The 20,916-nt window shown below is 39.7% G+C and carries 15 protein-coding genes and 1 other RNA gene; 10 read left to right on the top strand and 6 right to left on the bottom strand.

The window, feature by feature from the left end:
• The first annotated feature begins 16 nt into the window (after positions 1 to 16).
• The 3 genes from EOK74_RS07985 to ssrA all read left to right on the top strand — a co-directional run bounded on the left by EOK74_RS07985 (position 17) and on the right by ssrA (position 5,872).
• Positions 17 to 3,142, top strand: coding sequence for an efflux RND transporter permease subunit (locus EOK74_RS07985; RefSeq protein ID WP_133469455.1), 3,126 nt, complete (start codon positions 17 to 19; stop codon positions 3,140 to 3,142).
• Between the two features lie 248 nt (positions 3,143 to 3,390).
• The gene (gene sppA, locus EOK74_RS07980) at positions 3,391 to 5,250 is read left to right on the top strand and encodes a signal peptide peptidase SppA (protein ID WP_133469454.1); all 1,860 of its coding nucleotides are present in this window, start codon (positions 3,391 to 3,393) and stop codon (positions 5,248 to 5,250) included.
• Positions 5,251 to 5,514: 264 nt separating this feature from the next.
• Positions 5,515 to 5,872: a transfer-messenger RNA gene (ssrA, locus tag EOK74_RS07975) on the top strand.
• Between the two features lie 166 nt (positions 5,873 to 6,038).
• Here the strand turns inward: ssrA and EOK74_RS07970 are convergent.
• Complete coding sequence (locus tag EOK74_RS07970) at positions 6,039 to 6,839, bottom strand: hypothetical protein (protein ID WP_133469453.1); 801 nt, start codon at positions 6,837 to 6,839, stop codon at positions 6,039 to 6,041.
• Between the two features lie 252 nt (positions 6,840 to 7,091).
• Between EOK74_RS07970 and EOK74_RS07965 the strand changes: the two genes are divergently transcribed.
• The 3 genes from EOK74_RS07965 (at position 7,092) to EOK74_RS07955 (ending at position 10,280) form a co-directional block, all read left to right on the top strand.
• Positions 7,092 to 8,318: a DEAD/DEAH box helicase gene (locus EOK74_RS07965; RefSeq protein WP_133469452.1), complete on the top strand. Its 1,227-nt coding sequence runs from the start codon at positions 7,092 to 7,094 to the stop codon at positions 8,316 to 8,318.
• Positions 8,319 to 9,295: 977 nt separating this feature from the next.
• Positions 9,296 to 9,883 (top strand): DUF6036 family nucleotidyltransferase, encoded by a 588-nt coding sequence (locus EOK74_RS07960; RefSeq protein ID WP_133469451.1) that lies wholly within the window; start codon positions 9,296 to 9,298, stop codon positions 9,881 to 9,883.
• A gap of 22 nt (positions 9,884 to 9,905) precedes the next feature.
• Entirely contained in the window at positions 9,906 to 10,280 is a 375-nt protein-coding gene (locus tag EOK74_RS07955; protein ID WP_133469450.1) for a hypothetical protein, read from the top strand.
• Between the two features lie 198 nt (positions 10,281 to 10,478).
• On the opposite strand, the gene EOK74_RS07950 is transcribed toward EOK74_RS07955, so the two are convergent.
• Positions 10,479 to 11,042, bottom strand: coding sequence for a TetR/AcrR family transcriptional regulator (locus tag EOK74_RS07950; RefSeq protein ID WP_166638733.1), 564 nt, complete (start codon positions 11,040 to 11,042; stop codon positions 10,479 to 10,481).
• A 140-nt stretch (positions 11,043 to 11,182) separates the two neighbouring features.
• Between EOK74_RS07950 and EOK74_RS07945 the strand changes: the two genes are divergently transcribed.
• The 4 genes from EOK74_RS07945 to EOK74_RS07930 all read left to right on the top strand — a co-directional run bounded on the left by EOK74_RS07945 (position 11,183) and on the right by EOK74_RS07930 (position 14,028).
• Entirely contained in the window at positions 11,183 to 11,827 is a 645-nt protein-coding gene (locus EOK74_RS07945) for a peroxiredoxin-like family protein (RefSeq protein WP_133469448.1), read from the top strand.
• A gap of 36 nt (positions 11,828 to 11,863) precedes the next feature.
• Positions 11,864 to 12,961: an L-dopachrome tautomerase-related protein gene (locus EOK74_RS07940; RefSeq protein ID WP_133469447.1), complete on the top strand. Its 1,098-nt coding sequence runs from the start codon at positions 11,864 to 11,866 to the stop codon at positions 12,959 to 12,961.
• A gap of 426 nt (positions 12,962 to 13,387) precedes the next feature.
• Entirely contained in the window at positions 13,388 to 13,756 is a 369-nt protein-coding gene (locus EOK74_RS07935) for a type II toxin-antitoxin system RelE/ParE family toxin (protein ID WP_205964552.1), read from the top strand.
• Complete coding sequence (locus EOK74_RS07930) at positions 13,753 to 14,028, top strand: helix-turn-helix domain-containing protein (protein ID WP_133469446.1); 276 nt, start codon at positions 13,753 to 13,755, stop codon at positions 14,026 to 14,028. Before EOK74_RS07935 ends, EOK74_RS07930 begins: the two co-directional genes overlap by 4 nt.
• Positions 14,029 to 14,485: 457 nt before the next feature.
• Here the strand turns inward: EOK74_RS07930 and EOK74_RS07925 are convergent, their stop codons facing one another.
• From EOK74_RS07925 to EOK74_RS07910, 4 genes are all read right to left on the bottom strand, one after another.
• The gene (locus EOK74_RS07925) at positions 14,486 to 14,968 is read right to left on the bottom strand and encodes a YcxB family protein (protein WP_133469445.1); all 483 of its coding nucleotides are present in this window, start codon (positions 14,966 to 14,968) and stop codon (positions 14,486 to 14,488) included.
• Between the two features lie 517 nt (positions 14,969 to 15,485).
• Positions 15,486 to 16,124, bottom strand: coding sequence for a hypothetical protein (locus EOK74_RS07920; protein ID WP_133469444.1), 639 nt, complete (start codon positions 16,122 to 16,124; stop codon positions 15,486 to 15,488).
• Positions 16,121 to 17,911: an RNA-directed DNA polymerase gene (locus tag EOK74_RS07915; RefSeq protein WP_133469443.1), complete on the bottom strand. Its 1,791-nt coding sequence runs from the start codon at positions 17,909 to 17,911 to the stop codon at positions 16,121 to 16,123. The genes EOK74_RS07920 and EOK74_RS07915 overlap by 4 nt, the downstream gene beginning before the upstream one ends.
• 21 nt (positions 17,912 to 17,932) lie before the next feature.
• A complete protein-coding gene (locus EOK74_RS07910; RefSeq protein ID WP_133469442.1) occupies positions 17,933 to 20,914 on the bottom strand; it encodes a type I restriction endonuclease subunit R in 2,982 nt (993 codons plus the stop codon).
• Positions 20,915 to 20,916: the final 2 nt, after the last annotated feature.

Below are 20,916 nucleotides of genomic sequence, written 5' to 3'. Positions count from 1 at the left end.
AAACGGGAGAGCGCACATGATTGCATGGTTTGCCCGAAATCACGTCGCAGCAAACTTGCTGATGATTTCTATATTATTTGCAGGGATATACAGCCTCACTAGCCGTATACCCCTAGAAGTATTTCCATCTTTTGAAACAGACCGCATTAGTGTCTCTGTAACCCTTAGGGGCGCAACACCAGAAGATACAGAGTTAGGTGTAGCCATACTGGTTGAAGAGGCAGTCCAAGATCTTGAAGGTATTAAGCAAATTACGAGTGTCTCTTCTGAAGGTTCAGCAAGTGTCACCATCGAAGTCGATACTGACTATGATGCTAGAGAGCTATTGGCAGATATAAAATCACGTGTTGATGCCATTAATACCTTTCCAGCAGACGCTGAAAACCCGGTGGTGTCTCTAGCCCAAAGAACCCGAGAAGTGATTGCTGTATCTATATCAAGTATCTATGGTGAGAAAGAAATCAACGAATTTGCAGAGCAAATACGCGATGATTTATTGCGCATTGAAGGTATTACCCAATTAGAAGTGGCAGGTGTACGTGATTACGAAATCGCCTTAGAAATCCCCCAAGACAGACTTCGTCAATACGGATTAACTCTTGCTGATGTGTCAACCGCAGTTGCCAACTCCAGTAGTGACATATCCGCTGGTAATATTAAAACCGATGGGGGTGATGTATTAATTCGCTCTAAGGGCCTTGCCTACCGTACTGATCAATTTGCCGACATTCCTATCAAAACCAACAGTGACGGTTCAATTTTACGTTTAAAAGATATCGCAGATATTCAAGATGGCTTTGAAGAAACCCCTGTTCGTACCCGTTTCAATGGCAAACAAGCGGCCTTTATTGATGTATACAGAATTGGGCAACAAAGTGCCGTAGATGTAGCTGACAAAGTCAAACAATACATAGAAGAAAAACAACCACTACTACCAGAAGGCTATGAGTTAAGTTACTGGGATGATGATTCGCAAATCGTTAAAAACCGTATCGCCACGCTTACCGGTAGCGCTTTGCAAGGTGGTATTTTAGTACTCTTATTACTGACTCTATTCTTAAGACCAGCCATTGCATTTTGGGTATTTATTGGTATTCCTGTTTCCTTTATGGGGGCATTTTTAGCCATGCCATTTTTTGGCGTCACCTTAAACATTATGAGCTTGTTTGGGTTTATTTTAGTACTGGGGATAGTGGTAGACGATGCCATAGTCACAGGTGAAAACATATACACCCACCTCAAAACCTCTAAATCAGGTGAAGAAGCTGCCATAAAAGGCACTCAAGAAGTCGCTACGCCTGTTACCTTTGGAATTTTAACCACAGTGGCAGCCTTTATGCCCTTTGCATTTATTGAGGGTAATAGAGGGGCTTTATTCTCACAAATCCCTGTTGTGGTAATCCCAGTTTTACTATTTTCATTAATCGAATCAAAGTTTGTTCTACCGTCTCACCTTAAACGTATCAAATTAAGAAACGAGAAAGAAGGCAAAGGCAATCGTTTAGAGCAATGGCAACAAAGATTTGCCGACGGTTTTGAAGCCGCTATTTTAAAATACTATCAACCCTTATTGAAATTTAGCTTACGCCATAAATTATCAACCTTAGCTGTATTTATTGGCACCTTTTCAATCATACTAGCCTTGTTAATGAGTGGCTGGACCAAGTTTGTATTTTTCCCAAGAGTACCAAGTGAAACTGTGCGAGCCAGCTTAACTATGACTACCGGGACTACCTTTGAAGTTACCAACAAATTCATAGTCAAAATGGCTGATAAAGCCGAAGAACTAAGAGAAAAATACACCAACGAAGACACCGGTGAAAGCGTTATTCTTAACGTACTCGCCTCCACAGGTGGCCGTGGTGGTACTTCTAATGTGGGCTCTGTTCGCTTTGAAATTACTCCTCCAGAATCCAGAGAGTCAACGGTTACATCAGCAGATTTAGTGCGAGAGTGGCGCGGCTTAATAGGCCCAATCCCCGGTGCTGAAAGTGTCACCTATCGAGCTGAAACAGGCCGTTCATCTGACCCTATCGATGTCCAGCTAAGTGGCAATGCACAAGGCACATTACAAGAAATAGCCGATAAAATTAAAGCACGGCTAGCCACCTACCCCACTGTATTTGAAATTACAGATAGTTTGTCAGATGGTAAAGAAGAGCTACAAATTGAATTAACACAACAAGGTAAAGCTCTTGGGTTAACCCGTGTGAACATTTCAAACCAAGTTCGTAATGCCTTTTTTGGTAGCCAAGTGCAGCGGATTCAGCGTGGTAGAGATGATGTTCGTGTCATGGTGAGGTTGCCAATTGGCGAGCGTCGTTCACTTGCTGACTTACAAGATATTCTAGTAGAAACACCTTCAGGTGGAGCGGTGCCATTATCCCATGTTGCCACATTAATCCCAGGTAAAAGCCCTTCTAAAATCACCCGTATTGACCGTTTCCGAACAGTTAGCGTAACCGCTGATGTTGAAAAAGAAAAAACCAATATGACAGTCCTACAGGCTGACCTAACCGAATACGTGCAAGACTTAGTAAACCAATATCCAGGTGTAAGCTTTAAGATGGAGGGAGAAGCCCGAGAACAACGTGAATCATTCTCTTCTTTAGGTGTAGGGTTACTCATGGTGTTCTTTGCAATTTACGGCTTATTGGCTATTCCATTTAAGTCTTACATTCAGCCTATAATCGTTATGAGTGTGATACCTTTTAGCATGATAGGTGCCGTAATTGGCCACTGGCTAATGGGCATGAACCTAACCATAATGAGTATATTAGGCATGTTAGCCTTAGTTGGTGTGGTAGTGAATGACTCCTTAGTACTGGTGGACTTTATCAATAAAAAGCGTGAAGAAGGTTTTGCGTTGTTAGAATCTGTACTGGTCGCGGGTGCGTCTCGTTTCAGGCCCATTATGCTTACCAGCTTAACCACCTTTATTGGACTAATGCCTCTATTGTTTGAAAAATCGACTCAAGCGCAATTCTTAATCCCTATGGCAGTATCACTGGGGTTTGGAATATTGTTTGCCACTTTCATTACCCTGATTCTAGTGCCAATAAATTATATGTTGGTAGAGCGTTTAAAAGGTAATAAAACTGATAGAACAGGTGCAGCCCAAGAACAACTGCAAAGAGCTTAACTTGGCTCTGCTTCAATAATATAAATACAGCAGCTTTGTACATTTTTAGACAGAGCTGCTTTTTTTCACTCTCTGGTTTTACATCAAAACCCTCTAAACTGTCTGAATTTCAACCAATAAACTGCTTAATTATTTAAAAACTCAGCTACAGAACTAAAAGTTACAAAAAATTACATTTGCAAATGTCCTCAACCCACTTTTTTAGATAGGATGCTATTAATGTTTCTCAATTAGTGTATCTATTTTCTATGGCAGCTGGAAAAAGTTGGACAAAATCTTTATTCGTCGGTCTGTGGACTGGCCTTAATTTCACTCGTAAATTATTTTTTAACCTCATTTTTATCATACTATTAATTGTCATTATTTCTGCAATTATGAAAGACGACAATAAAATAACCGTTCCTACAGACTCAGCCTTAGTGCTAAAACTAGTAGGTGATGTAGTTATTGAAAAGAAAGCCGTCGACCCTTTCGAAGAGTTCATACAACAGGCTTTCGAAGATGAAGAAGACTCACCAGAAGTACTACTGCAAGATGTATTACTCACAATCGACAATGCTAAACAAGATAAAAGGATCAAAGCCTTAGTTTTAGATTTGCATGGCCTTAGTCGTGCAGGCTTAGACAAGCTTGAACAAATAGCCGTTGCCCTTGATAGCTTTAAAGAAAGCGAAAAGCCCATTTTTGCTATAGGGGATTATTTCACCCAAACCCAATACTACTTAGCCAGTCATGCTGATCACATTTACCTTAACCCAATGGGCTTTATGTTGTTTGAAGGCTATGGAAGATACGGTACTTATTTCAAATCAGCCATCGAAAAGCTAAAAGCTGAAACCCACGTATTTAAAGTTGGCACGTATAAATCAGCAGTTGAACCTTACATTCGTGACGATATGTCTGATGCAGCAAAAGTAGCCAACAAAGCATGGTTAGACGGTATGTGGAGTCAATACAAAACTGCCGTAGCCGCCGCTAGAGGTATAGACGAAAGCAACTTTGATGAAGAGCTTGATGTCTTTTTACAAAAATTTGAACAAGTTGGCGGAGACTTTGCGAAGTACGCTCTAGATTTTGGTTGGGTAGATGCCCTTAAAACCCGCGATGAAGTATTACAAGAAATCATTGCTATGGTTGGCAAAAACGATGATGGCACCAGTTTCAACGGCATTAGTTACAAAAACTACCTAAGCATTATCAACCCTCCTTTACCTACAATCGAAACTAATACAGATAAAGTCGGTATAGTGGTAGCCAAAGGAACCATTTTAAATGGTAGTAAAAAACCTGGCGAAATTGGTGGCGACAGTACAGCAAGATTGTTACGCAAAGCTCGTTTAGACGACTCAGTTAAATCAGTAGTGCTGTACGTAGACTCCCCAGGGGGCAGCGCCTTTGCCTCTGAAATCATCCGTCAAGAAGTTGAAAACCTGCAAGCAGTCGGTAAACCAGTGGTGGCTGTAATGAGTACCTATGCCGCATCAGGTGGATACTGGATTTCTGCGGGTGCAGACAAAATAGTAGCCGCCCCAAGCACTATCACGGGTTCAATCGGTATTTATGGTATGTTCTTAACCTTTGAGAACACCTTAGATTATCTAGGTGTGCATACTGATGGTGTGGGCACCACAGAATTTGCTGGCATGGGTGTTACCCGTAGCCTTAACCCTAAAATGGGCGAAATCATGCAAAGAGGTATAGAGCATGGTTACGATCAATTTATCTCATTAGTAGCCGACAAAAGAGGCTTTACGAAAGAGTATGTAGACAGCATTGCTCAAGGCAGAGTATGGATTGGAGATAAAGCCTTAGAGTTAGGCTTAGTAGACGATTTAGGTTATCTACAAGACGGTATACAAGCGGCAGCTGAATTAGCTAGCTTGCAAGAATACGACACTCAATACATCAAACGCTCTTTAAGCCAAAGTGAGATCTTTTGGAGACAACTATTCCAAAACGCCGCCGTAACCTTTGACGGGGCCTTCACACTAGAAAACGATAATGCCCTATTAGACTTAGTGAAAACCGTTACAGCGGATATTGAAACAATCACTAAACTAAATGATCCTAAAGGTGTATATGCAATGTGTTTAACTTGCGAGCAATAATTAACCTAAAGCGTAAACATTGCCTTTAATTCTTTTCCAAAGCCCAATTTTTATTGGGCTTTTTACTATCTAAACCTCCCCTACCCATTTTTAAATCTTGCCCATGACTAAACCAACTGCGTATCAAGGCACATTTTGAGCAATTTATAAGCAAACAGGCCGAGTAAGTGACTGAAGAGCTTACATTTATCAAATCACTGTATTCATAGCCAACAAGGCTATGTTAGAATGCAGTCGTTGGCAGTTTGCAGCCAACAACACTTGGGGGCTGATTTTGGATTCGACAGGATTCTAGACGCTTTAGGTGCATGTCGAGGAGCGGTTTGCCTCGTAAAAAGCCGCATTTAAATAGTCGCAAACGACGAAAACTACGCTCTAGCCGCTTAATAACCGGCTAAGCCCTTCCACTCATACTCTTTCTGCTAGTAGAGGTTCGGAAGGTCATCCCAGCAGGATAGCGAGGGAACCTTGTCTAAGGGTGAACCGCGAAACAGTATTAGGCCAGCTGCAACGAAATCCTGTTTGTCGGAGTTCCACGTAGTTAAATAAAAGACAAACTAAACATGTAGTACCGACGGTTGACGTCTTCTGGACGCGGGTTCAACTCCCGCCAGCTCCACCACATTAAAACCTCTTAGCCATCTGGCTTAGAGGTTTTTTCGTTTCTGGTGACTTATTTTTTGAAAATTAATATCAATAATTTTGCCAGATTGTCTCTGCACGTATCATAGGGAAATAGCATCCTGCACTCCCGAGGCAAAGAAAACTGTTACAGATATTAATAGGGTTTAGTAATTAGCACACATGGCTCTTACTTTCTCCAATGCAGCTGGTGCGCCATTGAGGGAGAATGTAAACCGCACATTTGATTGGCCTTCCCAATCTAATTCTAGTGATACTGAATTTGACTCTTGAATTTTTTTAATGGCAAAAACACTTTCCTTAAAACTTAGAAACCTATCGCCCCATTTTTGGTTTAATATTAGTTTTTCAACTTTGCCATCCCAGCTTACTTTCGCGATCATTTTGTCATAACCGTCTTTTTTGGTGCTTTTAGCGATACTTGGCGGGGTAGAAAATCCAAAATAAGACCACTCGAAGCCACTGTCACATTGCACTACCATCCATCCTTTTATGTCCGAATAAGGCTCTTGCATTCTTGGCTCTGGATACGAGTCTGGAGAATAAGCAATTGCCGTTTTTTCACCCGTTGTCTCGTTTTCAGATTCAAATATATCCCATGTGGGTAATATAGGTTCTGGCTCAGCTTCAGCTTCTTCTTTGGGCTCGGTAGGTTCTGGGGCCACTTCAATTTCAATTTCAATTTCAGCTTTAGGCTCTGGAATAGCTTTGGACTCTATCGGTTTTGGATCAGCTTTAAGCTCTTCTTTTGGCTCGATAGGTTTGGGTTCAGCCTTAACTTCCTCTTTAGGTTCGATTGTAGGCTGAGTCTCAATTATAACCTCAGAGATATCTGGGCCTTCTGTGTTTTCTTTTCCCCCAGTCATGGTGATGATTGCAAAAACCACCCCAACAGCAACCAGCAACACAATAAATATTAATGATTTTGAAGTGTTCTTTTCGCTCATTAGAAAGTCCTATAATTTTTTGGCAAACAAGCAGTACAAGCGACCAAAATCACACAAAATCTGAAATACTTGTTTAATCGTAACCATTTCAGAGGCCCGTTACAACAACCGCTATACAGAGCAACAAAATCAAAGCTTGACGTATACATTAGCTAAACAAAACCCCGTAGGAAAGCTGACTAGGTTTACCGCTTACATGCCAGAGCAGAAATGATATAAAGACACCAAGTAATCAATAAGTGAACGTCATATATGAGTTTTTCTTCATTAGCATTAGATAAATCCCTAACTGATGCAATCAAAGAGTTGGGATACGAGATCCCAACACCAATACAACAACAGGCTATCCCCGAGATTCTTGCGGGCAAAGATATTATGGCGGGCGCCCAAACAGGTACTGGAAAAACGGCGGCATTTGCCCTACCCATACTACAACAATTAACAAAATATACTGATGCTCTAAGGCCTATCCGTGCATTGGTATTAACCCCCACTCGAGAACTCGCCCAACAGGTGTATAAAAACTTTGTGAGCTATGCCGAATATACTCACCTTAAGATTGCGGTGGCATATGGCGGAGTCAGCATTAACCCGCAACTATCCGCGATGGAGAAAGGCGTAGATATCTTGATAGCAACACCTGGGCGCTTGTTAGACCATATAGAAAAAGGAAGCGTTGATTTAAGCCAGCTTCAAACCATTGTATTTGATGAAGCCGATCGCATGTTAGACATGGGATTTAAAAATGAAATCAACCGTGTTTTAGCGCGCCTGCCCAGCAAAAGACAAACTTTGTTGTTTTCAGCAACGTTCGATGACGCAATTTTTAAATTAAGTAAAACCTTACTCAACGACCCTACACTTATCGAAGTGAATGAACGCAATACAGCAGCCACGCAAGTAGAACAACTGGTGTATACAGTTGATAGTGATCGCAAGCGAGAAATCACGTCTTATCTCATCGGCTCAAAAAACTGGCATCAAGTATTAATCTTTACTCGCACCAAACAAATGGCTGATGCCCTAGCCAAAGAAATGTGTAAAGACGGCATCCCAACTCAAGCTATCCATGGTGATAAATCACAAGGTGCCAGAGAAAGAGTACTCGCAGAATTTAAACAAGGTAAAACCAGAGCACTAGTGGCAACCGATGTAGCAGCAAGAGGCATTGACATCATTGATTTGAAATATGTCATCAATTACGAACTGCCTTATGTTGCCGAAGATTATATTCACCGTATTGGCCGCACAGGTCGAGCGGGAAATTCCGGGTTAGCCATATCGCTGATGAGTCCAAAGGAAGAGTGGCTGCTAGAAGCAGTAGAAAAAGTACTCGACAGCGCACTGTTACAACAGTGGCTACCGGGTTTTGAACCCGACTTAACCAAACAAAACCAACCGACCAAAAGAAGTAATAAAGGTAAACAACAGGCCAGAAACAAAGCACTTGGCATAAAGCCTAAGAAAAAAAGAAGATAAAAGTTGTACCATAAGCTTACACAAAGCCGTTGGTTAATGATTTTAAAAACAACGAGATACAAATGGGCTTTAAAAATTTGTTAGCTTTACACGCTGCAAATATGTAATTGAAGGCGCGCCTAAATTCTTTATGTCTGAGCTGTATTAGCTCAGACTTGATCTAATAGTTACCAGCTTTTCTACCATACAAACTAGCTTGTGGCACAATTTACGGGCGCCTTTGTTTATGTTGGTAGCCATACTGTTTATTCTGGTTATTTTCAGCGCCAATATAGCTTTTGATTCCGTATTGAGTACCTTAGCCGCCGTACTCGGCATAGCTCCCTTATTAATTCAAAACTTATCTAGCCTGCGCGCAGTCGAAATTTTGCCTAAAGAGTAATAAGAACAAGTGAGTTAAACCATAATGAAATTTGATAGTGTTAAAACTGCAATTCAAGGTGTTTAAGTCCCTTGCTTAGTTTACTGTGGCTGCGGCCGTTCATCCCTATTTGAAAATGTGGCTTACCGACCACAGAAATCAGAGAGGGTATAGATAAAGAAGTACCTCGCCATCCCGTTATTTCCTGCTAACTAAATGCAGGAATGACGATATAGAGCGAGAATTCATTCTTTAAGCGAAAAAGTAGGAGACATCAGAGTAACCCAGACCAAACTATATTGAACAGTTTAACGCCCTCCCCTGACCTAACTACTTTACTGTTCAATTAAACAGCTCCCGCAGGCCTAGGTTAATAATATAAATTTGCTCTAGTTGTTAAAAATAAGCTTGTTCTAACTCCTATATTTAATAGAAACCAAGTTAAATTCAGTGGCCAATTGGCAATGGAATTTTTTAGAGAAAAATTTGGTGCTATACGCTTTATGTCTACCCCAGAAGTTTTCTAGATTATTTGCTATTTAACAATTTGGTAATTGTATAGCCAAGGGACTACACTCTTGGCTTATTATTTGTTTCAACGACCTTAGTGACTCATTTGAACCTATATACTGATACTCCCCTAGCCACAGCTATTTTTGAGTTATTCGAAAAGTTTAATGAGCAACTCGTTATTCATTTAAGTGAAAAGCAATCTAATGGAGCTGTATCAGCGTTTGTTTTTGGTGGGTGCGCTATTCATTTGCTTACCAATGTTAGAGGTAGTGATGATGTTGATATTGAGATTAGTTCGGCTGAAAAGCTTGATACTCACTCATTAGTTTTAGAAGTGGACGACGTTTACTATACAGATCCAGTAGAAGGTGACAAAGTAATCAGTCTAGATGATACCTTTAATGTGGGCCTACCAACCTTACACCCTGATTATAAAGAACGGGTCATCCCCCTTTCAGTGGGAAACACAATTTTACATGTTTACTTAGTTTCGGCGATTGATATTGCTATTTCTAAACTCGAGCGCTGCCAAGCTGATGATGTCACTGACATAGTCGCTTTATATAAAAAAGGGTATTTCACAATCGATGAATTTGAAGTACTTGCAATAGAAGCGTCAGGCTATTCTATCAACCCAGAAAAATTGCGGTTAAATATTAGTCACGTTATAATCGAATGCGAAAATAGCTAGTTTATTCAAGATAATAGAGACAATGCAAAATCTACAACAAGTGTTTGAACAATTAGTACTCAACCCGGAGCACCCTAAAGCCTCAGAATGGTTAAAGGCTGTCGCTTTGGCATTTTGGTATGAAGATTTTGTTCCTGCTACTGATAATTTTTTGGGTGATGATGTTGCCCAAGCTGGCTTTGTATTAGACAAATTATCTCGTTATTCATGTACACCTTTATCGTCTAAGCAAAAGGTGAGAGATTATGTATTACCTACCCTTAAACTAAATAACCAATCAAAATCAGTGAATACCAGTGATGCATTGGCTATGGCTTGGGGAGTCAATTCAGACTTAAAATACTCATTTAAATCACTACTACCTTACCAAAGAAGAAGCTACCAACACCTAGCTTAATTTATTTTACAGAGGGCCCCGTTTCGTCGAGTAATAGATACCGTGAATCGGTTACCTAAGATGTTTACCTTGCTTAACAGCATGGTCAAAACTACACACATGCTTTTTCGGGACTAACGAGCACTTACCGATATAACGACCGCTAAACTCCTTACTTCCTCTTTCAATAAAAGTGATATCACTGTTGAATAATCCAGCTTACGCGGTTTTCAGCCAAGGCAATATGGATAAAATAAATTCCTCAATATCTGCAGGTTGCTCACTTTGATAACTGTAAACACGAATACCAAAAATGACGAGCATAAGCTGTTTGGCATATTGCGCACTGATTTCAGGCGAGAATATTGTGTTTAAGTTAGCGCAGTAATTTGCTTCTATTTTCGCAAACTCTTCAGAAACATTAGTCAGTATCGACTCATTGTGAGCAGACAGCTCCAATTGCGTTTTAACTAAAAAGCAACCACAGTAATCTTTGGCTTTGGCTTCTTCGAACAAGTCCAGCAGTATCGATTTAATGCCATCAAGAACACTTGAACTGCCTTGTATACGGGTGTTTACCGTCGTAATGGTATCTGCTGCGTAGCGACTCAGGGCAAGCAAGTACAAGCCTTCTTTGCTTTCAAACTCTCGGTACAAGCTACCTGGGCGTAACCCCGTGGCTTGTAACAATTGCTGCATAGAAGTTCCATGATAACCATATTGCCAAAATGTGTTGATTGCCTGCTCAAGCACAACATCCACATCGAATTTTTTAATCGCCATAACGCTCATTACTTTATTGGGTACAGGTGATATTTAATAACATTTTGAATGTTTATTCAAATTGACGTTGACAAACATCGCTCGCGGAAATAACATTTTGAACGTTCATTCAAAAATAAATTTAATCTCAAGGAAAACATATGAGCCTTAAAGAGCAACTAACTGAAGTACGTGAAGCATCTGCAAAAAATATCCCTGCTGAAAAGCTTTCTGTCATGCTGGCTGAAGTTGAAGTGCTAAAAGCAAAAGAGCTTGAAAAGCTTGCTCCTAAAGTGGGTGAAGTATTTCCGGAATTCTCTCTTGCAGACCAAGTTGGCAACTCAGTTAACTTGTCAGAAAAGCTATCTCAAGGCCCAGTTGTACTAACATTTTACCGTGGCGGTTGGTGCCCATACTGCAACCTAGAATTGCGTGCCTACCAAAACGTGCTTGACGATATCAAATCACAAGGTGCTAGCTTACTGGCGATAACTCCTGAGCTACCTGATGCATCACTTACTACAGCTGAAAAAAATGCACTAAGCTTCTCTGTATTATCTGATCCTAACTCTGAGTTTTCTAAAACCTTAGGTTTAGTGTTTACTCTACCGGACTCAATCAAGCCTATTTACAGTGGGTTTGGCATTGACGTTGAAGCTCATAACGGCAAAGGCGCTTTCGAATTACCACTTGCTGCAACCTATGTCATTGCCCCATCAGGCAAAATCGTATTTGCTGATGTGAATGCTGATTACACGCAGCGCGCAGAGCCTAGCGAAGTTATTGAATCGTTAAAACAAATCTAAACACGTGGCAATAACTTACCAAAAGGAAGCGTTACAATGACTCGTTCATTCAAACTACTAGCGTCGGCCGCTATGATTGCTACCAGTGCACTTAGCCTAAACATTGCAGCAGCCGACAAACCAAGGCAACTTGAAGTAGTTGCCAACCTCAGTGCAGAAACACCTCCAGGCAACATTGCGGTGAGCTCTGATGGTCGAATATTTCTCAGTATTCACCAGTTTTACGGCAAATCTCTACGAGTCGTTGAGCTGCTTCCAGATGGAACAACCAAACCTTACCCCAATGAAAACTGGGCATATGCGGCTCAAAGCCGAGAGTCTGGTGGTCTTTACGGGGTACTTGGGTTAAATGTCGATACCAATGGCATTTTGTGGTTGTTAGACACGTCTGGGCCTGATCATGCAGGGCGATTAGTAGGATGGAACACCAAGAAAGAACAACTCCATAAAATAATTTACTTAGCTAAGCCTGTGATTACTGACTCAAGCTTTCTAAATGACCTAGCGGTTGATAGCAAAAACCACGCAATCTACATCGCTGATACGGGCACGGCCTCAATCCTTGTGGTTGACTTGAAAACCGGCATAGCTCGCCGAGTATTGAAAGAGTCGATGTCAACCAAAGCCGAAGACATCGATATGGTCATTGATGATAAAACTGTCTACCTAAACGGCCAACCAGTGCGCATGGGCGTGAACCCAATCACCATAGATGGTAACTTTGAATACCTTTACTACGGCTCTATGTCTGGCACAAGCCTGTACCGAATTGCCACCAAAGATCTATTAGATACAAGCCTATCCGATCAACAGCTAGACAAAAAAGTGCAGCGTTATGGTGACAAGCCCATTTCTGACGGCATAACAATGGATAACTCTGGCAATGTGTATGTCACATCAATAACAAACGACGCAATCGGTTACACTCAAGCAAATGGTCAATATAAAACCCTTATTCAGCGCGATGATGTGTCTTGGCCTGACGGGCTTGCAGTTGGCTTAGACAATTACATCTATGGCACCGTAAATGAGCTGCACCGCTCTCCCGCATTAAATAACGGCAAAGACGGTACTCAGGGCGAATTTAAAGTCGTACGCTTTAAGGCATTATCCGATGCCAATACCGGCCGATAACTAGGCCGATAATATCGCTCATTTTAGTAACTCGAGTTCAGATCAAGTAAGCAATTAAAGCGTTACACTCTTATTTCAACAAGAGTGCAACGCTTCAATCTTAAACCTTAATCAATATAGAATAGCTGTACTCAACAGGTGTAATTGGCCATGATAGAGGTTAAAGATGCGGCTTAGTCGAAAGACTAAAAATCCATTCACCACAGAGGCTATGCTGCACAGAGAACCCCGAGAAAAGGCAACAGCAGGTCCTAGTAAATAAGAGGTAGTAGCTAGCAAATAGTGCAAACTTGCATAAAGAAAATCATTCACCTCACACCATTTATTGATGACACTCCCAGTATATTCATTTCAACGCGTTTAATACTGGACGTATCTAACATCACTTATCTATAAATACCTTATTAGAAACTTGCAGAAGTTCACATGGATGTTAACATTGAGATGAAAACTATTAATTTTTATACAACACAAGAAGGTAAAACACCTGTTGTTGAGTTCTTAGATTCATTAACAGCAAAGCAAGCTCAAAAAATAACTTGGGTATTACAATTGGTTGAAGAGCTAGATGTTATTCCTACTACTTATTTAAAGAAGCTGGTTAATACCCAAGACATTTGGGAAGTAAGAGCGCAAGTGGGCAATAATATTTTTAGATTATTAGGCTTTTTCGATGGTGATAACTTAGTGGTACTTAACCATGGTTTTCAAAAGAAAACACAAAAAACGCCTGCCAAAGATATCAAACTCGCAGAACAAAGACGTAGAGATTATCTACAGAGGAAAAAACAATGAGCGATCTAAAAAAGTACGTATCCAAACGCAAAGCCGATGATAAGGATTTTGCCGAAGGATATGATGAAGGTTACCAAAATTTAAAATTTGGCATCATGCTTAAAACGGCTAGAAAAGAATCTGGCATTACCCAACAAGCACTAGCCGAAATGCTACACACTCAAAAGAGTGCGATATCCAGAATTGAAAACCATTCAGATGATGTAAAGCTATCCACACTTGAACGTTTTGCGTCTGCTTTAGGTAAAAAGATAGAAATCCGCTTGGTATAGAGTAAAAGCAGAATATAGCAGAGTGACCCAGACTGAGCAGACTAAATCAGCAAAAAGCAAAATATTAAAGCGAGTCACAGAGTTGCACAGAGAAAACGCAACAGCAGGTCCTAGTAAATAGGAGGTAGAAAATAGTTTAAAGATTGATCTGGCACAAGATCATCACCCAACGTCAAAGTCTGTCATTCCTGCATGTTGTTAGCAGGAATCCATTGAAAACAGTCGCCAGTTACGAGCGACGAGCTTAAAAGCAAAAGACTAAAAGCAGTTCACCACAAAGCGCTACGCAACACAGAGAACAAAAAAACCAACCCATAAATTGGGATAGAAAAGCCCCTACCCTTATCTAACTATTTTACTGTTGAATTAACCTGCTGCCGCAGGTCTAGGTTATTAATGCGATTTTGCTCTAGTTGTTAAAAATAACCTTGTTTTGACCCAGACATGTAAAACTTAACTACCTAGTTCGGACTTTCGCCGCCACAAACGCTTGTGCTTCTGGTGATAAACAACGGCTTGATAAATAAGACTTGCCTGCCTCAAGGTGCAACAACCAACCTTGGCTAGTTTGTTCAATTTTTATAATATCGTCCCAAGAGATAAAGCTTTTAACAGAGGTTGATAGACTACGAATTCCCTTTTCATCTATGGTTAAGGTCAATTCATTATTGGCCGCCTTACTTATCATTTGCCTCGCCAACCACCAAGATTTATGAAAACGCACACTTAAGACTTCTATCCCAGCCCAGACAACAACAAACCAAGAGATGTATGGATTAAGCTCTGTGGCTAACAGCAATATCGCTCCCAGCATTCCTAAAACAAGGGATTTTAAATAGGCTTTTTGAGGTGCAACTTCGGTGACGGTTTGGTCAAAGGTTTCACTGAAATGGCTTTTATCCAGTATATAACGGGTTGAATATTCGAAAGGCTGAGTCATTTGAAATTATGGCTAAAGCAAAACCCTAGTGTAGCCATTAGTTTTGTCGCTAGATAGATATTTTCTAGTGCAATACAAAATCTCATAATCAAGTATTCTCACAGAAAAAATAAAAGAACCATTGGGATCACGCATTGAAATGGCTTCTTTGCCATTTGCCCCTAGAAAAAGCCATTTTTTTGTTGTGACTTTAAATGCGGGAAAAGCAGTGGAGATGCCATCAAAGATGATATCGACAGAATCGATTCTATTACGACGGGTGACTTTGTGATTATTTCATCGTTTCAACGAATCTGACCCCGCAGTTATTAACTTCTTTATTATTTTTTTATCTTGTAAATAAATTCAAATTCCCACTTAAGTTTCTAAGCAAAAAGTGTCTACGGATTTAGGGGAAGATCACTTTTCAAGAATACTCAGGTAACTTCGGCTTCACGCCCAAAGCGGACGTTTCATCAGCTCTGACCCCACAGGTTCCGACTCAGAATTTTCCGTCTGTAGGTGTCTTCGTAATTCATTAATTTGAATAATGGTTTTTATAAGCCTCATCAAAATTAATTAATGCTTCTGGTAACCTTTTATTTATTTGTTTAAGTGTGCGTTTATAATTTGGCGGAACAAAAATTTTTTTGCCTGTGTCATTTGGGTCGGTTTTTATTTGATGTTCCATAGTATTTCTTTCACCATAAAGGTTAAACATTATTCGACCTGCTTTACTGGCTTTTACGTTGAGCCTCTCTACTTGCTTATATCTAGAGCGTTCCATCCCATAATCACCCTGTTTTTCAGGTTCCACATTGAGTACTTCTTGCAGATAATGAGTAACAATACAATTAACCATTCTAATAGCACTAGATAGCCAGTTTTGAAGCTCCACTGTTGGAGTTAACTTAGAGAAACTCACAAAAATATCTACACAACAACCAGCATGCTCCTGTGCAGCAGGATAAAACCCATCCAATTGAGCTTTGTAATCAAAAATATCAGAACTTGACACAATATCAGAATATAAATAATGAAAAGTGTCTGCTTTAGCTTCAATCTGTATGCGTTTTTCTTCTATTAGCTCTATCAACAAGAGTTTTTGATTTGTAGGCACATCTGAACTAGCTTCTATAGTCGCTTTAGACTCAATAATAGTATCTAAGTAACTCATTTTAAGAACCACTCTTTTAATGTCTGAATTGATACTTGAGTGTTTTTATAATGAATGGAACTTAATATTGCTTCTTTTACATAATTATCACTTTCATTTGCCAATGCTTTGCTATAAATGTCAAATAAGCTCGAATCTTCCTTTATTGATTCTATTAACACACTATAAAACCCTAAGCGAATTAAAGGACTACTCTCAGAAGTTAATTCTTCACTTACCTTTAAATGTCTTTGTAAATCATTAGGGTAAACCTTATAAAAAACATTAAGCAATTGATATGTCACCCATTCAAAGCGCCTTAGTTTTGATAATGTTTGCTCATATTCCTCTGAGTAGCCTTCCAAGCTTTCATAAAGATTTAGGTTCCAAGCCATTGAGTTAGTCTTCCAGTAAATTTTTACCACTCCCCAAAACCATACTTTAACTAGGTTTAAATCAGGGGTATAATTACCGCTACCTTTAAGAGATGTGACCAAGCTTCTCCATCGCTGAGATAACGTTAAAAATCTTCTGACAGTATCATTTGGCAAAGCTTCACTTACGTCTATATCTTTATTCGATTCAAATAACTCTAACAAATTAGATTCCGTGTCTTTCAATAAAAACAATGATATTTTTGAACTATTTACCACGGATTTATTAGTGTTTTTAAGCTGTGTTTCATCCTGAACCACAAGCTCATCTTCTGCTCGTTGCTCAATTTCTATCTGGACAATTTCAGCTTTTCGTTCGTCTTCGGCCTCGCTATTCTGGCCATAAAAATGGTCTTGATATTCTTCATTCTGTCCATAAACGTCAAATTCATATTCGCTATCCTGACTATAAAAATCACTCTGTTCGAATAGCTCTTCATCAAATGATATCCCTGAACCATCAAGCATTAGTTCTTCTTCATTATCTCCGGCCTCAACGATTTTTATTTCCGTTTTACTAGCATTTAAGCTCAATGAATGACCTTTTAGATTTCTATCAATAATAACTAGTATATCTAGCAATTTTTCTCTAGTTGGCGCATAAACTCGGATATCATCCATAAACCTAAAATACTTTAGATCTAGGCCAATTATGATTTCATCTAACTCATCCAACAATATATTAGCTAATAAAAATGATGCTGGAGGACCTTGAGGTATGCCCACATTTAAAGTGACGTTGTCTCGAGTACCGGACCATGAATTGAGGCAATAAGATAATAAATCTAATAATTCTTTTTCGATTCCATAAGAGTGTAATTTAAGGAGTAGAGTCGCATGGGGAATACAGTCGAAAAAACCTGTTATATCAGTTTCTAGTTTATATTGAACCTCTCCAGAGGTTAATGTCTCACTAATACCTTCTACAAATCGATTGTATAAATTTACATAATATTCAAAAAAATAAAAATCAGGTTCATCTTCATCAAGAATATCGACCCCTTTGCTTACATTTTCATTTAACACGCTTCCAAAAACAAAATCTTTATTTTTAGCTAACTTTTGATATAGCTCAGTCCCGATTTTGTCCGCGATAGCTTGATAAACAATCGCATCCTTTATACCAAGAACTGTTTTAGTTCTTTGGGTGCCACACTTTTTGGGTTCATAGTATTTAAACGGCCTAGTTGGGCTATAACTATTACTTTCTAGTTCATCAAATGTCGTTCTCAGGTGCAGTGATATATTGCTGTCAAACACATTAATGCCGAAGTAATCTTTAACGTCACTACCGACACTTGAGCAAACTCTTTCCCAAGCCAACTCAATATCTTCGTTTGAAAATAGGCCCTTGGATTCAATCTGATTCATCATTGTCCTTTTAGATATAACATCTTAATAATATTCTTTAATATACCCATATGCCCTATCAAACAGCACTTGGTCTTTATGTAATTTGTATTTGAGTAATGCTTTGCGTAATGACTTTTGCACTTCGCGTTCGCCGCCTGTGGTATTTTGCCAACCAGGGAAGTTTACAATGCGAACAATGGCGTCAATATCAGTAACGATACGTTCTACAACCGCTGGAGTTTCATCGTTCTTCAGTTCTAAAAACAAATCTGTTAGTGCCGCTTTAGGTGACTTTTCTTGTACTTCTTGCTGTAAGTCTTTTTCGGCTGAAACCGTATCTTTGGCGATTCCACAAAGCTCTTTAACGAATTCAATTGAGGTAATTAACCCCTTCTCGGCTTTCTCTCGAAGCTCTTCTAAGCGTTTACTGAGCTTTTTAAATTCAGCATTACCACCGTGCTTTTTAAAGCGTTGAATTAAGTCTTTTTCAAGTTGTTTAATCTTTTTGGGATCTGGATTATTGAAGATGTTTTCAATCACATCGGCATCCAATACAAACTCATCAAGGGTATGCACTTCACCTACATGAATGTTCTCGTGGATCAATTGTGTGGTTTGCGCACCAAGGGCTAACCACAACATTTTACCTACGTTGTCTGAAGCAGGCTTTACCGACTCAAAAACTTGCGCTAACCATTTATAGTCTTGGTTGTATGGATCTAAAATATTATCTGGCGATAATGATTCCCATAATTTTGATAAATACTTAAAGTCTTTAGCAAAGGCATCTTTTTTATCATCAGTGCTAATAGCATTCTGTGCAGCTTCTAAGCCTTCAAAACCATCAAGTGTTTTATCTACACCTTCAAAGTGTTTTAACGCATCAGCCATGGCTTGGGGTAAACGAGAACGTAATTCGCCTAAATTACTAATAACTTGCTTAACACTTTCTTCATCAAACTCTAATGCTTTTGCTGCATCGTCAAATACACCAAAGTAATCAACAATACAGCCGAATGTTTTTTGCGGATATAAACGGTTAGTACGACATATTGCCTGTAACAAGGTATGGTCTTTTAACGATTTGTCTAAATACATGGTTTGGCAAATCGGTGCATCAAAACCGGTTAATAACTTAGCGGTAACAATAATAAACTTAAGCTCAGATTTAGCATCGTTAAACTCATCAACAATCTTTTCTTGTTGGCTTTTATCAACGCCCCACTTTTGCTTAAATTCAAACTCATCATTTGCCGTGGTTGAAATAACCACTTTACTGGCCTCGATTGGGAAGTAGTTATCTAGCTCTTCTTTGTATTGCACACAAGCATGTCTATCTGGCGTAACTATCATGCCCTTAAAGCCTTGTGGCGCTACTTTACTGGTAAAGTGCTCTGATAGGTCTTTAACTATTTTGGCAACACGATCAGGGGACTTTAAAAACGCTGACATTTTGGCTGACTTTTTATTTAACTCATCAGCTTCTTCATCACTTAATGCTGCGCTTTGTTTAAATTCAGCAAAGGCTTGATCAATGGCTTGGGTGTCAACATGCACATCCACTAATCGAGGTTCAAAGTGCAGTGGCAATGTGGCTTCGTCACGAATAGAGTCATGGAAGGTATAACGCGACATATAGCCGCCTTTATCTTGTTCGGCACCAAATGCCCAGAAGGTATTTTTATCCGCTTTGTTTACGGGCGTACCAGTTAAACCAAATAAAAAGGCATTAGGTAAAGCGGCACGCATTTGTCGGGCTAAATCGCCTTCTTGGGTGCGATGCGCTTCATCCACTAATACAATGATGTTTTCTCTATCATTCATATTAGGTTTGGCATCACGGAACTTGTGGATCATTGAGATAATGATCTTACGGGTATCATGCTCAAGCATTCGTTGTAATTCTTTAATGCTATCGGTTGATTCAACGTTGGCTACATCAGCGGCATTAAAGGTACCGCTAATTTGCGTATCTAAATCGGTTCTATCAACCAGTACAATTACAGTTGGGCTTTTAAGCTGTGTTGCACGCCTAAGTTTTTGCGCGGCAAATACCATTAATAGTGATTTACCTGAGCCTTGAAAGTGCCAAATTAGTCCTTTTTTGATTCTACCGTCGATAACTCGCTGAATTATTTTGTTTGCACCTTCATACTGTTGAAATCGAGGTATTACTTTAATGCGTTGTTTTTTATTGTTAGTGGTAAACAATGAGAAGTTGCGCAAGATATCAAGCAAGCGTTCAGGGCTTAACAGGTCGGTTAACTCTTTACCAATTTCGGCCAATCCTAATGCTTTGGATAATTGACTGTCTTTGTTCTCAGTACGCCAAGGAGCCCAGAATTCTAATGGGCATCTAATAGCACCATAGAAAAGCTCTTTTCCTTCGGTAGCAAACGACAAAATATTAGGTACGAACAATTGCGGTACAGCGTTTTCGTAAATGCTGTGTACTTCATGAGCACCGTCTAACCAACTTACCGAGGGGCGAATAGGTGTTTTTGCTTCACCCACTACTACTGGAATACCGTTAATCATTAATACCACATCCGGTATTTTGGTTTCTCTGTGATGAATACGGAACTGATTTGTTACCACATAGTCGTTACGCGTTAAGTCGTCAAAGTCGATTAGGTTTACGGGTACATGGCGATTGTTTTCGCCAAAAGGCATGGTCTTTTCACCTGTCATCCAAGCGAAAAACTCTTCATTGGCTTTAACTAGCCCAACTTGATTTACCGAAATTAAAATAGCACGGAGCTTATGTATTACTTCATCAGCCAAATTGGGGTTAGCTTCAATCTCAGGGTTAAGGCGAATTAATGCTTTAACCAAAAAAGATTCAACTAAAACCTCGTTAACACCCCTGCCTAGTTGCTCTGGTGATTGAAATTGCCATTGCACTCCAAACGTTTTTGGCTTTGGTTCTGAAACTTCATTCTGACTATGAGAGACGTTTAAATTAACACCCGTCATTTGATGGATGATGTAGTGTTCCACACTATTTAATTCGGTAAATCCCATAC

The organism is Paraglaciecola marina (genome assembly GCF_004360155.1).
Lineage (GTDB): Bacteria > Pseudomonadota > Gammaproteobacteria > Enterobacterales > Alteromonadaceae > Paraglaciecola > Paraglaciecola marina.
Note: the sequence above shows the minus strand (reverse complement) of the source record. Positions and strands in the feature narration are given on the sequence as shown.